This is a genomic window from Candidatus Babeliales bacterium (assembly GCA_040879965.1).
In the GTDB taxonomy this organism is placed as follows: Bacteria; Babelota; Babeliae; order Babelales; family JACPOV01; genus JBBDJI01.
This window is the reverse complement of the sequence record JBBDJI010000013.1, coordinates 160,775-175,607: the sequence shown is the minus strand read 5'-3', so window position 1 is coordinate 175,607 and position 14,833 is coordinate 160,775. Positions and strand designations below refer to the sequence as shown.

Annotated in this window: 15 protein-coding genes; 9 read left to right on the top strand and 6 right to left on the bottom strand. The window is 32.3% G+C overall.

The window, feature by feature from the left end; translation table 11 throughout:
• Window positions 1-45: 45 nt before the first annotated feature.
• Window positions 46-2,706, bottom strand: a complete 2,661-nt coding sequence (gyrA, locus tag WDZ41_04495; GenBank protein MEX0940592.1) for a DNA gyrase subunit A — start codon at window positions 2,704-2,706, stop codon at window positions 46-48.
• Window positions 2,707-2,884: 178 nt separating this feature from the next.
• On the opposite strand from gyrA, the gene WDZ41_04490 reads away from it, so the two are divergent.
• The 5 genes from WDZ41_04490 (at window position 2,885) to WDZ41_04470 (ending at window position 8,208) form a co-directional block, all read left to right on the top strand.
• The gene (locus tag WDZ41_04490; protein ID MEX0940591.1) at window positions 2,885-3,382 is read left to right on the top strand and encodes a hypothetical protein; all 498 of its coding nucleotides are present in this window, start codon (window positions 2,885-2,887) and stop codon (window positions 3,380-3,382) included.
• Window positions 3,383-3,453: 71 nt separating this feature from the next.
• Entirely contained in the window at window positions 3,454-5,277 is a 1,824-nt protein-coding gene (gene lepA / locus WDZ41_04485; GenBank protein ID MEX0940590.1) for a translation elongation factor 4, read from the top strand.
• Between the two features lie 80 nt (window positions 5,278-5,357).
• Window positions 5,358-6,455, top strand: a complete 1,098-nt coding sequence (locus WDZ41_04480) for a hypothetical protein (GenBank protein ID MEX0940589.1) — start codon at window positions 5,358-5,360, stop codon at window positions 6,453-6,455.
• A gap of 213 nt (window positions 6,456-6,668) precedes the next feature.
• Complete coding sequence (locus tag WDZ41_04475; protein ID MEX0940588.1) at window positions 6,669-7,409, top strand: ankyrin repeat domain-containing protein; 741 nt, start codon at window positions 6,669-6,671, stop codon at window positions 7,407-7,409.
• A gap of 13 nt (window positions 7,410-7,422) precedes the next feature.
• Window positions 7,423-8,208 (top strand): ankyrin repeat domain-containing protein, encoded by a 786-nt coding sequence (locus WDZ41_04470; GenBank protein MEX0940587.1) that lies wholly within the window; start codon window positions 7,423-7,425, stop codon window positions 8,206-8,208.
• A 112-nt stretch (window positions 8,209-8,320) separates the two neighbouring features.
• Here WDZ41_04470 and WDZ41_04465 read toward each other — a convergent pair whose 3' ends face one another.
• Complete coding sequence (locus WDZ41_04465; GenBank protein ID MEX0940586.1) at window positions 8,321-8,863, bottom strand: nucleotide exchange factor GrpE; 543 nt, start codon at window positions 8,861-8,863, stop codon at window positions 8,321-8,323.
• 138 nt (window positions 8,864-9,001) lie between these two features.
• On the opposite strand from WDZ41_04465, the gene WDZ41_04460 reads away from it, so the two are divergent.
• The gene (locus tag WDZ41_04460; GenBank protein ID MEX0940585.1) at window positions 9,002-10,264 is read left to right on the top strand and encodes a hypothetical protein; all 1,263 of its coding nucleotides are present in this window, start codon (window positions 9,002-9,004) and stop codon (window positions 10,262-10,264) included.
• Here WDZ41_04460 and WDZ41_04455 read toward each other — a convergent pair.
• The 4 genes from WDZ41_04455 to WDZ41_04440 form a co-directional block, all read right to left on the bottom strand.
• A complete protein-coding gene (locus WDZ41_04455) occupies window positions 10,261-10,746 on the bottom strand; it encodes a hypothetical protein (GenBank protein ID MEX0940584.1) in 486 nt (161 codons plus the stop codon). The two genes, WDZ41_04460 and WDZ41_04455, sit on opposite strands and share 4 nt — an antisense overlap.
• 130 nt (window positions 10,747-10,876) lie before the next feature.
• Window positions 10,877-11,419, bottom strand: coding sequence for a single-stranded DNA-binding protein (gene ssb / locus WDZ41_04450; protein ID MEX0940583.1), 543 nt, complete (start codon window positions 11,417-11,419; stop codon window positions 10,877-10,879).
• Window positions 11,420-11,487: 68 nt separating this feature from the next.
• On the bottom strand, window positions 11,488-11,859 hold the full coding sequence (locus WDZ41_04445; protein MEX0940582.1) for a hypothetical protein: 372 nt from the start codon (window positions 11,857-11,859) through the stop codon (window positions 11,488-11,490).
• 1 nt (window position 11,860) lies between these two features.
• Window positions 11,861-12,472 (bottom strand): CDP-alcohol phosphatidyltransferase family protein, encoded by a 612-nt coding sequence (locus tag WDZ41_04440; GenBank protein ID MEX0940581.1) that lies wholly within the window; start codon window positions 12,470-12,472, stop codon window positions 11,861-11,863.
• Window positions 12,473-12,680: 208 nt separating this feature from the next.
• Here WDZ41_04440 and WDZ41_04435 point away from each other — a divergent pair, with 208 nt between their 5' ends.
• The 3 genes from WDZ41_04435 to WDZ41_04425 are packed head-to-tail and all read left to right on the top strand — an operon-like array spanning window position 12,681 to window position 14,787.
• Entirely contained in the window at window positions 12,681-13,322 is a 642-nt protein-coding gene (locus WDZ41_04435; protein MEX0940580.1) for a hypothetical protein, read from the top strand.
• Between the two features lie 2 nt (window positions 13,323-13,324).
• Window positions 13,325-14,023 carry an ankyrin repeat domain-containing protein gene (locus tag WDZ41_04430; protein MEX0940579.1) on the top strand — a complete coding sequence of 233 codons (699 nt, stop codon included), beginning with the start codon at window positions 13,325-13,327 and terminating at the stop codon, window positions 14,021-14,023.
• An 11-nt stretch (window positions 14,024-14,034) separates the two neighbouring features.
• The gene (locus tag WDZ41_04425; GenBank protein ID MEX0940578.1) at window positions 14,035-14,787 is read left to right on the top strand and encodes an ankyrin repeat domain-containing protein; all 753 of its coding nucleotides are present in this window, start codon (window positions 14,035-14,037) and stop codon (window positions 14,785-14,787) included.
• Window positions 14,788-14,833 lie beyond the last annotated feature (46 nt).

Below are 14,833 nucleotides of genomic sequence, written 5' to 3'. Positions count from 1 at the left end.
TACACATCGTATTTTAATTATCGTTCTAAATCGTTTTTTTCTAAATTATGCAATCAATGAATCATCATCATCAGATTGATCAGATAACAATAATTCATTATCTTTACCATCTTCATAGTCGTCATTGATTACTTCTTGCATATCATCTTGATCATCAATCACTAAATCAAAAACATCAAGATCACCTTCTTGACTCTCAAGCTTCATTTCTATTTTAGGCGATGTACTTTCTGATACTTCTTGCGTGATTTCATTATTATTATTCTCTTCTTCAAACGCAACAACATTTGCAAGTTTTTGTTCTGGCTCAAGCCTAATCAATCGTACACCCTTAGCCTGACGGCCCATGGTACGTATCTCTTGTGGCGACAACCGAATCATTTTACCTGCTTCATCAATAAGCAATACATTTGAAGTATCACTTACCGCAGATAACCCTATAACAAATCCATTTCGTTCATCGGTAGGAATTGTACGCACACCATAACCACCACGATGAGCAACACGAAAATCTTCTGCTTTTACTCGTTTTCCATAGCCACGTTCAGTTGCAAACAATATATCTTCATCACCAGAAATTATTTCCATACCAACTACTTCATCGCTAGAACGCAAACGAATTCCCATAACACCAGAAGCTTGTCTACCCATTGCACGAACTTCAGTTTCTTTAAAGCGAATTCCTTGTCCCTTTTTTGTTGCAATTACAATAGTATCTTCACCTGAACTAAGTGAACAGAATACTAACTCATCATTTTCACGCAAGCTAATGGCACGAATACCGGAGCTACGAATTTTAGCAAATGACATGGCATCGGTTCGCTTAATAATACCTTTTTTGGTCAACAGAACGAGCATTTTGCCTTCCATATCTGGTGTACATAATAATTTAACTACTTTTTCACCTTCGGTTAAAGGCAGTAAATTAATAATGGCGCGACCTTTTGCGATACGTGAGCCTTCAGGAACTTCAAACACACGTAAACTATAAACACGACCAAGATTTGTAAAAAAGAGTAATTCATCATGAGTTTTGGCAACAAAAATATCTTTGACAATATCATCAGATTCTTCTAATGATGCCATGCCCATCTTTCCTTTACCACCACGATGTTGTACGCCATAAACCGCTAACGGCACCCGTTTAATATATCCTTTGCGCGTTAAGGTCACGACTACTTCTTCTTCTGGAATTAAATCTGCCTCAGTAAGCATATCGATCGGACCTTCAATACGAGTGCGACGGGAATCGGCATAATTTTGCTTTATTTCTACTAACTCTTTAACAATTTCTTCTTGAAGTATTTCTTTTTCTTTTAAAATTAATTGTAACTGAGCAATAATCTTTTTGAGCTCTTCCATTTCGGCATGAATTTTTTCTTGTTCTAAGCCAGTTAATCGCTGTAAGCGCATTTCTAAAATTGCTTTACACTGCTCAGCACTTAATAAAAAACGTTTATTAAGTTTTGCGGTAGCTTCATCTGCTGAACGCGAAGCTTTGATCATTACAATTACTTCATCAATGCTTTCTAATGCTATAATAAAGCCAGTTAAAACATGTTCGCGTGCTTGTGCTTTTTTTAAATCATATACCGTTCGACGATGAATAATTTCTTGGCGATGTAATAAAAATTCTTTAATTAAATCACGTATAGGGAAAACCATTGGGCGATTATCAAGCAAGCCCAACATTAAAATCGATACACTTGTTTGCAATTGCGTGTATTTATAAAGCTGATTTATAATAACAGATGGCATTTCTCCACGTTTTAGTTCGATAACAACACGAATACCTTTTTTATCTGATTCATCACGGATATTTGAAATGCCTTCAACTACTTTATTTTTAATAAGATCAGCAATTTTTACAATTAAGTCTGATTTATTAACTTGATATGGCAATTCGCTGATAACGATTGCTTCACCTTTTTTAGTTTCTTCTATATTAACCACGCCACGCAAAATCGCATTTCCGCGCCCAGTTTTATATGCACGTACAATGCCTGCACGCCCACAAATAATACCACCCGTAGGAAAATCGGGACCAGGAATTATTTCAAATAATTCTTCTTGCGTTATTTGATCATTTTCTAGGAAAGCCAAACATGCATCGATAACTTCACCTAAATTATGAGGAGGAATAGAAGTTGCCATACCAACAGCAATACCAGAAGTACCATTAATAAGTAAATTTGGTAATCTACTTGGTAAAATAACAGGCTCCACCGTTGATTCATCAAAGTTCGGTACAAATTGAACGGTTTCTTTATCAAGATCGGCAAGTAATTCTTGCGTAATTTTTGCCATACGGACTTCGGTATAACGCATTGCCGCTGCACTATCACCATCAACCGAGCCCCAGTTACCTTGGCCATCAAGTAATGGATATCGCTTAGAAAATTCTTGCACTAAACCAACCATAGTATTATAAACCGCTTGATCACCATGCGGATGGTATTTCCCGAGTACTTCACCAACTACACGTACTGATTTATGATATGGTCGATTATAATAAAAACCTAATTGATTCATAGTATATAAAATACGACGATGTACGGGCTTTAATCCATCACGAATATCAGGAATTGCACGACTGACAACAACTGACATTGCATAATCAAGAAACGACTCTTTTAACTCATCCTCAATTAAAACAGGCTTTAATTTACCTTCAAAATTTTTTTCATTATTATTGCTGGCTGACATTTTGTTAGGCCTTTCTCACTCGTAGCTTATATACCTAAGCATGTTGCTTATTTATTGAATAGATGCTTTTCTTCACTATAGTATAATTGTAACGTAAATCTTACTATTAGACAAGTTGACATAACATGAGCATTATAAATCTCTAAATGTTTTTTCAATAAAAAAGAAAGGAATTTTTATGAAATTATTTGTATATGGAATTATCGTATATTTTTGCATAAATCACAGCTTTTTAGCTATGGAAAAAGATGAAATTGAAATGGAAACATTTCTCGACTATGAATTTGATACAAAATTAGTTCCATGGATATTGGCTGATAATTATAATATAGCTATCATCAATAGCATTATTACACATACTTTTAAACATAACCAAGTGCCAGAAAATACACTGAATATTTTTGAACAACTTCTTGAAAATAACGCCCATTTTTATCAACTAAAACCATTCATACATAAAAAAGTCGATAAATTGTCACTACAATATCCAAACAAAAATGCTTTTCTTATAAAAAATCTTTTTGATACCTATATTGAAACCGCCTGTAATAATAAAATTGAAAAAAACAATATTGCACAATTAGCACGAATTCAAAATCGAAAAATAGACGTTAATCAAGAACAAGAGAAGTGGCTTGAGCAACTAAAAAACGAAAGTAATCAATCAAAATATTAGTTTCATGTACAAAAATCACAAATATTGTATACTTTTAGTAATAATTTATACAAAAAACCTAGAAATTGAGTATGAAACTACCAAAAGATTTAAATAAGTTCACTCCTGACAAAATCAGGAATTTCTCGATTATTGCCCATATTGATCATGGCAAATCAACCCTTTCTGATCGATTACTAGAAGTAACTGGCACTCTTTCAGATCGCACCAAACAAGAACAATTTCTTGATAAATTACAGGTTGAGCGCGAACGCGGCATTACCGTTAAAGCACAAACCGCTTCTATGATTCATACTTATAATGGACAAGAATATCTATTAAACTTAATCGATACACCAGGGCACGTAGATTTTAGCTATGAAGTATCTCGCTCTCTTTACGCATGCCAAGGAGCATTATTACTCGTCGATGCCTCTCAAGGCGTTGAAGCTCAAACTATGGCTAATTTTTATTTAGCTTTTGAGCAAGGACTCACGATTATTCCAGTAATAAATAAAGTTGACCTACCAACTGCCGATATTGAAAAAGTAAAAGCGGAATTAAAAACATTATTTGATTTTAATGATGAAGAAATTATTTTAGCCTCAGCTAAAAGTAATATCGGCATTGATGATATTTTATCCGGTATTATTGAACGCATTCCATATCCTACTGGTTCAGTAGATAAACCATTAAAAGCTCTCCTTTTTGATTCTTGGTTTAATGAATATAAAGGAGTAGTCTGCTTGGTAGCACTAGATGATGGCGTTATTAAAAAAAATGATCGAATCACACTGGCTCAAACTGGTGAAAATTACGAAGTTCTAGAATTAGGGCTTATGTATCCGAATGAAACGCCACTTGATGCACTGTATGCTGGTCAAGTTGGTTATGTAATTGCCGGCATGAAAACAGTAAAAGAAGCACGCGTTGGCGATACTATGTTTCATACAAAACAACCGGTTAAACCTTTTCCGGGCTTTAAACCTGCAAAACCAATGGTTTTCGCGGGTATTTATCCCGTCGATAATTCAGAATTTGAAATGCTACGTACTGCTATTGAAAAACTTACTCTAAATGATGCCAGCGTCACTGTTGAAAAAAAATCATCTGCCGCATTAGGGCTTGGTTTTCGCTGTGGATTTTTAGGTCTGTTGCATATGGAAGTATTCAAGCAACGCTTAGAACAAGAATACAATATTACTGCGATTGTTACCGCACCAAGTGTACTTTATAAAGTACGTTTAACTTCAGGTGAATTATTGCATCTTGAAAGTCCTGCCGAATTTCCTGATCCCGGTACTATTGAAGAAATTCTTGAACCAATCATTAATGCTACTATTATTTTACCAAAAGAATATTTAGGAGTCGTATTAAAACTTTGCCAAGAAAAACGTGGCGTACAAAAGAGTATGACTTTTTTAACTGAAGATCGCGTAATTTTAATTTATAAATTACCGTTAAATGAGGTTGCCACCGATTTTTATGACCAACTCAAATCACTAACTTCAGGATATGCAAGTTTTGACTATGATGAGGCTGGTTATGAACCTGCTGATCTTGTAAAAATGGATATTCTACTTAATGGAAAAGCGGTTGATGCGCTTTCGATTATTGTGCATCGTGATAATGCATATTATATCGGAAAAGAATTAGTTGCTCGCCTTAAAAAAGTTATTTCCCGTCAGCTTTTTGAAGTAGTTATTCAAGCGGCAATAGGCTCAAAAATTATCTCTCGTGAGTCAATTTCACCATTACGCAAACAGGTAATAGCTAAATGTTATGGTGGCGATATCACTCGTAAACGAAAACTTCTTGAAAAGCAAAAGGAAGGCAAAAAGAAAATGAAACAATTAGGTTCAGTGGAAGTACCACATGAAGCATTTTTAGCAATATTAAAAAAAGGTGAATCCTAAAAATTATAAAAACTTGCATCAAGCTTTTCTTTTTAAATATGCTAAGTCTAAAAATTAGGTAATATCTTTAGGAATTTATTATGCCAGAAAATGAATCTACAAAAACAATCGAACCATTAATGCTTACCGGTAATATTTTTGTGTATTATGCCTACGATGTTGGTGATGATATAAACCTTTCAAAAGTTGAGGCGTTACCAGAAATTTTAACCCGACCTTTACATCTTTCCAAATACTTTAAAGGTTACCATGTACCGCTTTCAATTGACTTGCCTCATCCTCATTCAAGTTCAAAATGCCTGAGCACAAAATTGCATAATTTCGGGGTAATTTCACTTGCTTATAAAATTCCTTTTTCAAGCAATTTTGAAGAATTACGTAAAACACTCAATGATGTTGATACCGAATTCCGTGAACAAAGTGTTGAAGATGCGCAATCGGTATACAAAAAAATTAAATTACACATAAAACAATCACGATTTTTCCATTTACGCTCATCCTATGTAGTTATTCAGGTTGATCAACAACCGCAAAATATTACAGTCTCACAAATGACTAAAGAATACGGCGGCTTTATAGCCTCTCTGGTTCGTTTTGAAACTGAATCGTTATCTGAATATCAAAAAAATGCGATTCTTGATGCGGCCATTGGTTATTATCGCGGTGATTTAATTGTAATCGATATGGATAGTGCATTTGTTTACGATGATGAATATGAAGAATTACTCGATCTTTTTGAATTTGCTAATATTCAACAATTAGAACTTCAGTACTATGACCGCATCCTTGATCAACAATTAAATGCCGTATACCAACGTGAAGTCAAAGGACTACCATTCAAGGCCTATTTGCCCTTTATTGGTACACTTATGAAAGATCCAGTCAGTGATCTTGGTATGCTTAAAGTTGAAATTTCTTCAATAATCGAGCGCCTAGAAAGTACTATCAAAGCAGTAGGCGAGGTATACGTAACTGAAACTTATAACTTGTTAGTTGAAAAGCTTGATTTAAAATCCTGGAAAGTATCAATTTCAACTAAATTAGATATCATTAAGGATATTCATTTGGTTTATCAAAATAAAATCGATATTATCCGAGAAGACCTTCTTTCTGTTTTAGTTATTTTACTGATTTTCATAGAGCTTGTCGTCGGTATTTTTAGTTATTTTAAACGATAATACCCCTTTTTTGTTAAATTCATAAAGAAGATACCATTCAACCCTTAGATCATTTTTCCGCACCAAATAGGGCTTTTTTCCAATTACCCCATAAACTATAATATTTAAAAAGTTAAAAAGTATTCATTAATCAGCCAAAATATGTTAAATTAATACTGATAGACATAAGGGAAATTTTGCTTTTATCTTATTTTTATAATAAAGGAAATAATAATGAATTTTTTAAAATCAATAGTATTTTTTTCTGCTTGCACGATTTTTATAAGTAATGGTTGCATGGAACCAGAAAAACCTGCTCAAACAACTACTACCTTTGAAGATTTACCGCGAGATTTACATAATCTTATAATTAGTTCTTTAATCGTCAACGAAAACAGCTTAAATGCTATTATTTCTAAAATATCTAAAACAGCCCAAGTCAATAAATATTTTAATTCATTCATTAACAATCCTTCTTTTATTGATATACTCATACAAAAATTACAAGAAAAATCACAAATAAGTAAATTAACCTATGCACTTGTTTTAAGTCAATTCCCAGGAACTTTAGCGTGGCTTAAAGAACAATTGAAAAAAGGGACAATAAAAAAATCAAATCTTGAAAATGCACTTATTAGTCTTGCAGTACCTGAAAATTTAGAACAACTTATTGAAAAAAATACTAATTTTACCTTTACTGAAACACCTATTCTTACTGTTAATGCTATTAAAACACTTATAAATGTAGGCGCCAATCCTAATAGCCAAAACGAACAAGGCTATACGCCACTTATGGTCGCTGGATTAAAAAATAACAAATCAATTTTAATATTTTTATTAAACCTTTCCAATATTGATCTTTCTATAAAAAATCAACAGGACAATACGGCACTTGAAATTGCAAGAATACATCAAAATAAAGAGATAGAAAAAATACTGCAAGATTACTTAAAACAAAAAAAATTAAATAAATAAAAAGGAACTCAATATGAAGCGTTTAATATTATTGCTATTAACTTTCAGCATGTTTTGTATACATAATACCTATGGCATGGAAACTGGTGAAGAATATCAAGAAACTTCTAAAGAAGAATTTGCTACTCTAGAAACATTACCAGCTGAAATACAAAGCTTGATTATAACTTTATTAACCTATAATGAAAACAATTTGAATGATATAGTTTCAAATATTATTGCATTAAGTCAAACAAATAAGCTCTTTAATGAATTTATTAATGACCCTCAATTTATAGATATACTTATTAAAGAACTTCAGAATAAATCTCAATTTAATATATTAGGTTATGGAATCATTTTCTCTCACTTACCGGGTTTTGTACAGTGGTTACAAAATAAATTGAAAACTGGTCAAATAACAGCCATGGACCTACAACAGATAATTTTTTTATTAATTACAACTAATGGGCTAGAAACTTTTATAAAAAATTTTACTAATTTTAATTTTAGACAAACTAGTAATTATTCTTTAAATACCCTTAGATTATTGATACAAACAGTCGGTATTAATCCAAATGTTCAAAACCCAATGGGCTATACTCCGCTCATGTTTGCTATAGCAAGTCATACAATTTCTTCCAATAAATTGAATCTAATTCTATTTCTCTTAAACCTTCCCAATATTGATACCACCATACAAAACAATCAGGGCCAGACCGCACTAGATATTGCGCTAAATAATCAAGCATTAAGTGGTAGCAAAGATGAACAAGCACAAGAAATAATGAAAATATTGCAAAAAAGATCTCAGCAGTAAAAAGCTATTTTATGTAATGAAGGATGTAATTAAAAAAAGATTACATCCTTCATCAATGTGGATAATTTAATAATAATTTATAAAAATACTTCACCGCAAAGCAACCATATAATTATTTAGCAACACTCACTTTTGCTGGACGCAACACCGATCCATCAAAAATATAACCTTTTTGATAAACCTCAACAATTCCCCCCGATTCATGCTGATCTGAATCAACTTGCATCACCGCCTCATGCATTTCAGGGTCAAATACATCATATGATTCTAATTCTTTAACGCCATATTTTTCTAATAATTTATATAATTCTTTACGAATAAGCTCAAATCCTGCAAACCAATCTTTCATATTCTCAGTTTCAGCTTCTTTTTCTTGTAAAGCTCGATCAAAGTTATCAACTATATTTAATACGTCTGCTAAAATATCTGCTTGCATCATGCGACGTAAAGATGCTTGTTCTTTTTGTAATCTTTTTTTGAAATTCTGAAAATCGGCAGATAAACGTAAATATTTATCTTTCCATTCTATTAATTCAGCCTGGCATACCGTTAACTCTGTCTCTTTAACTTTTTTTTCCTGTTGCCCATTAGTATTTTCTTGTACAGTTGGTTGATCTTTCAATTCTTGATTTATTGCTTGTTCGTTTGATTCCATGGTATTCCTATTTGTTATTTATACCTGATTGATGTTTATTTTAAGTATACCAAACAACGATTATGTGACAATATCAACTCTTTTTTATAGAATAACATTTATTACTCACTCAAATGTTGTAGCTTAAAAAGGATTGCAATGCGATTTTTTACCCAATTTTATATTATCATGCTTCTTTTAACTCTTTTTCCCACCCTCGCAATTGATAATCCTCATTTTTATCGCGCAACTCATTTTTGGGGAGAACCGCGGTTTGAAAAATCTTGGCTCACGACTATTGATACTTCATTTGGCATTGGATCTACAGCCTCAGGAAGGAATAGTAAAGGGCATAAAACAGCGCTCCTCAATATTTTAGGGCCTCATAATATGCAGCAATTAGGAAGTAACGTGCCAGGACTCAGTCCTGCAAACCCTTTAGATCAAATTCTTATCAATTTGGAAGCACTCCCCATGCGAGACGGATTTGGACAACTTGTTTTTAATGGTAAATTTCGAATACTTGAAGGCATTATAAATATTTATCAAAATCTTATTAATGGTTTTTTTTTGCAAGCATATTTACCCATAAGAAAATTAAAAATGATGCGTATCGATTTTACTGATCTCTCTCCCAATGATTCTATAACGCCCAATATCAATACGCCTTCATGGCAGGCTTTTTTGCAAAATTTTAATGCCATTTTATCCCAATTTTCCCTAAACTTAGACGGCGTAGATCGCACAGGTTTTGGTGATCTAACCTTACTTGGGGGTTGGGCTATCAATTACGAAAATACCGAAATTTTAGATTATATTGATATTGATTCAAAAATTGGTGTTTTATTTCCTACCGGGGTTAAAAAAAGTGAAAATCGCCCTTTTGATCTTCCTACCGGCTATAATGGTTTTTTTGGCATACCACTCAAATTTAATGCCTCTATTGGTGCTTTTGAATGGTTGACTATCGGTTGCCATTTAGGCGCACTGTTCTTTTTTAAGCAAAATAAGAAACTAAGATTAAAAACCGATCTTGCGCAAAATGGTTTTATTAAATTAGCACAAGAATCCGTAGATTTTGAGCCTGGTACGATTTGGGATGTTGATGTTTATACCAAAGCAGATCATATAGCGTACGGTTTATCATTTCTTTTTGGTTACGCATTTAACACTCAAGATGCTGCCGAACTGCAAACAAAGGATTCAGCCTTTTCCAATGAAATACTTAATAGTGATAGCCAATATAAAAGCTGGCAGATGCATACGTTACATTTTTTAATAGAATATGATTTTGCCAAAAAAGTCTCTGATATCGGTCCACGTATTGGCTTGTTTTATGATCTTATTGTAGGTGGCAATCGCATTTTTAATACCTATATGGCAAATAGCTATGTTGGCGTTGATATTGCATGGTGTTTTTAACAAAATATTTCTTTGGTATGGTCAAGCAAAGTGGATAAAATTCGCTTTGCATTATTCATTACCGAGCAAACATGCTTTAAGCAATCGATAAATTCATTTGGTATTTCTTTTATCGTAATTAATCGTTTTTGCTCTATTTGTTCAATGAGATCTACAAGATATGCAATATCATCATATAAATAATCACGAACTTCTTGCTCTTGTGCAACAAGCCCCAATGTAGCACGATATAATTGATCACTTTGTTTATAAAGAAAACTTATATCAGCTTGCAATGTAGTTTGAGTAGAAATTACATCCAAAGAGCTCCAAAGCTCTTTAGCTGCTGATTCAACACGATAAAAATATTGTTGCGGATATAAATAATCAAGAGAAAAAGCATACGCCGGATTCTCAACATTAATAATAGATTCTCCTGCAAGCAAAACAGATAGTCCAGTCAATAAAATACTTTGCAAGATGTATACTTTAGCCCTATCCATATCCCCCCTAGAAATTATAGAACTGCTTTACATCTTTATTTTTTCATTAAACTTTACTATTTGTCAATAAAACGGTATTTGAATATGAAATTACCGCATACCAAAGTTATACTTGCTATTCGCCCATAAACTAAAAGGGTAAATCATCTTGAAATGGTGGTTCGTCTTGAAATTCAAATTCCCCAGAATCAGATTTTGCTGATTGCTCATCGTTCGATTCATAATCAGCTTCTGCTTTTTTTGATGATTTTTTTGCTTGCTGTGTTTTTGCACCATAAAAAGCCTGATCACCTTTAGCCTGTTGTGCATCAGATTTATTTGATGTTTCCACGTCGGTAGAGTTTCCACCTAAAAAGACTACACGGTCTGCAACAATTGAATGTTTGCTTCTTTTTTGCCCCTCAGGAGATTCCCAACTATCAAACTTAAGACGCCCTTCAATTAAAACCGCTCGGCCTTTTTGCAAATATTGTTTGCAACTTTCTGCCTGTGGACCAAAAACATCTACATCAACAAAACATACTTCTTGAACCATTGCGCCAGTTTGTTTATTACGATATTGGCGATTGGAGGCAATTCCTAATTGAGAAACCGGTTGTCCTGATGCCAATTGCTTATAATCTGGGTCTCGCGTTAAGTTTCCGATTACAATAATACGATTATATCCAGCCACAGAAAATCCCTTCATTATTAAAATTTTATGAAAAAACAATAAGAATTATAGCTAAAAAACAGTATTTATTAGTGTATCGTATTTTTAAGATCAGTAAATGCATTTTTACATCGTTGCTTAAATAAATCTATCTCTTGCATTAATAATTGTAATTTTTGTTTATATGCTTCTAGTTGTTGCCGATCGGCTTTCACTAATTTTTGTTCTTGCTTATTTTCATATAAATCATAAAAAGTGGTAATGCTATATCTTTCTACAGCATTAGTTAATCCAATACAATCAGCACATTCTTGAATTGCTTGACCAAGCAAACTCCCAATTTCTTCTTTTAAAGCACTTGTTGAGCGCTTTTTTTTTGGTATAACAAAGTTTTCTGCCATTACAATACCAATACTGCCGATAATAAAACAAAAAAATATACGCTTCAAAACTGTAGACATATCATCCTTTTAAAGAAGCTGAAAAATAAAAACGAATGCCAATAAGAGTATAATGAATAAGCGAAGCGAATGCACCGAGTACTACTAATCCAAGCATTGAATAATAGGTTTTAACGGGTACCCAATGGAAAAAATAACATGCAAATAACCAACAAATGAACATAATTTGCAGAAACATCATACATTTACCAAGCAGCGTTGGCTTAATAGTTAATTTTCCTGTTTTATAATAAATCCAGCTTGCACCACCAATGAGTATTAACTCTTTCATAAAAACAATAAGTACGAACCAACGCGGTATGGAAAATAAGGGAGATTGCACAAAAGCCAAGGTAAAAAAAATAACAATAATCAATAATTTATCAGCAATTGGGTCTAAACAAGCGCCCAAAAATGTTTGTTGATCGAAAAGGCGCGCAAAAAAACCATCCAATGCATCGGTACCCGCCCCCAATAAAAAAAATATAAATGCATAATCCCAGCGCTGCATAATCATCATGCTGGCTATCACCGGAACTAAGCTAATACGTATGAGAGTAAAAAAAGTGGCAAAAGTAAGCCTTTTTTCTTTAACTGGTATTTCTTTAAAAAGAGAAATTGCACGTTCAATCATAAAAAAACCTAATTTAATCGCTAAAAACCTCGATAATTAAGCGTATATGAGCTTATCAATTAAAGCAAGCTATCACTTGTGATCTTAAAGTAGAATCTCAAAAAAAACTTTATTTTTCTTGCATTATTAACTCAAATTTTAATATCATAAATAATGTAAATTATGCCAATGTATAAAAAAGCATAAATCATGAAATCGAGGAGAAGTAATGCCTTTTCTACATAGACTCTTTTTTTGCTTACTATTCAGTAATATATTTATAGCTCAAATACTTAAATCGAATGAATCAGAACCAACTTTTGAAAAATTTGAGTTATTGCCCACAGAAATTCAAACTAAGATAATTGATATAATTTCTAACTATAAAAACCTAAATGATATAACAAAAACGCTAAAAAATTTATCGTTAACCAATGAGAAATATTTCCGATTAATTAATGATTATTACATTATTAACTACATCATAAAAAACTTAACCGATCGTATTCCAATAAAAGATTGGATATATGCATTATTTTTAGGCTTGCCAGGCTCAAAAAAATGGATTAATAAGCAATTATCCAAAGATAAACTTTCAAAAACAACTTTAGAAGATGCTTTAATAAAAATAGCCGCATGGCCAGAAGGGTTTTTAATGTTTGCACGAATTAATAAGTGGAAAGGTTTAAATACTCAAGATAGAGCGCAACTGTTGGATAATGCCTTAAAAACATTATTAAATTTAGATATTGATATAACCCAGGCACTTAAAGCCGCATTTAAAAATAATAATGAAGAAATTATCGAAAGATTATTGAATCCTCCTCGTTTTAAAAATAAACAATTATGCGATATCATTAAAGAGGAATAACAATGAAGCGCTTAACTCAATGGTTAACATTGATCATAGTAACATCAATAAATATTGCAAACTACGGCCAAGAAGCTACAGAATTACTGCAACCAGATTTTGCAAAATTATCTACACAAGATAAATTAAAACGATTTATAAATGCACTTCAAGCAAGTGAAAATTTTCAAAATTATCAAGCAATTATAAAAATAGCTAAAGCGGATCAGGCTTTACTCAAAGAAATGAGCACGGCTGATACTATTGACTCGGTAGTTGCATCATTAAGAAAGCAAAATCTCCTTGGGCAACTATCGGATTGGATATTTGTTATTCTCATGTTTTCAGAATTTCCCGGAACGCAAGCCTGGCTTAAAAAACAACTTCAACAAAATCAATTTACTAAGAATGACTTGCAACAATTTGTATTTTCACTTATTAACGGACCCTATTTTCCTGAAGTAATTATTAAAGCCTTAAAAACTATTTTTGCGCTTGATATAAGCGTTAATATTCAAAACAACGTTGGCTACACACCGCTCATGCAGGCAATTAATAACCAACAAGAACAAATAATTACTTTTTTACTAAAAAATTATCCAAAAATAGATCTGAAAATATCTGGCACGGATGGGAGAACTGCATTGGATTTAGCGCAAGCAACCGGAAATAAAAAAATCATTGATTTGATAAAAAAAACAGAAAATAAAAATAATCAGTAAAAGGATAATAAATGAAAAATGAAAAACAATCACTATTATTATTCATAGCCATCTTTTGTACATTTTTTTCGATACATACCATGGAAATTCCTGAATTTAAACAAGAAATCGAAGTAGAATTTCCCCCATATGAAATTCTACCCATAGAAATGAATATTGAAATAATCTTAAATATTTTAAAAGACAATAACCTAAATGTAATAATTGATTCTATAAAAAATTTATCTTTAATTGATAAAAAACATTACCAATTAATTAACGATCCAACCACTATTGATATAATCATCAAAAAATTACAAGAAAAAGAACCCCTTGAAGATTGGTATTATGCTCTGTTGCTCGGGATACCGGGAGCAACAGATTGGCTCAAAGATCAACTGAGCAAAGAAGAACGTTCCGATGAACTACGTGCTACATTGAATAATGGATTCCAAGAAATTGTAACTTTACCGTCATTTTTCTTAACAAATTTAAAATTATCTACATGGCAAGCTAATAATGCAAAAGCTTTAATTAAAAATGCCCTAAAAACACTATTAAATTTAGATATTGATATTAACACTACCAATACGCTAGGTTATACACCGCTGATGATAGCAATTGAGCGTAATAATTTTGAATTAGCGCAATTATTACTTCAGCATCCAGAAATCGATGTAACAAGAAAAAATGTATATAATAAAACTGCACTGGATATTGCCAAGAAAAAAGGAAATAAAAGAATCATTTATTTGTTAAAAAAAGCTGAACAAAGGAAGAAGTAAATTAATTTGTTTATATAAAAGAGAGCGGCGCTTGAATAATCACAGG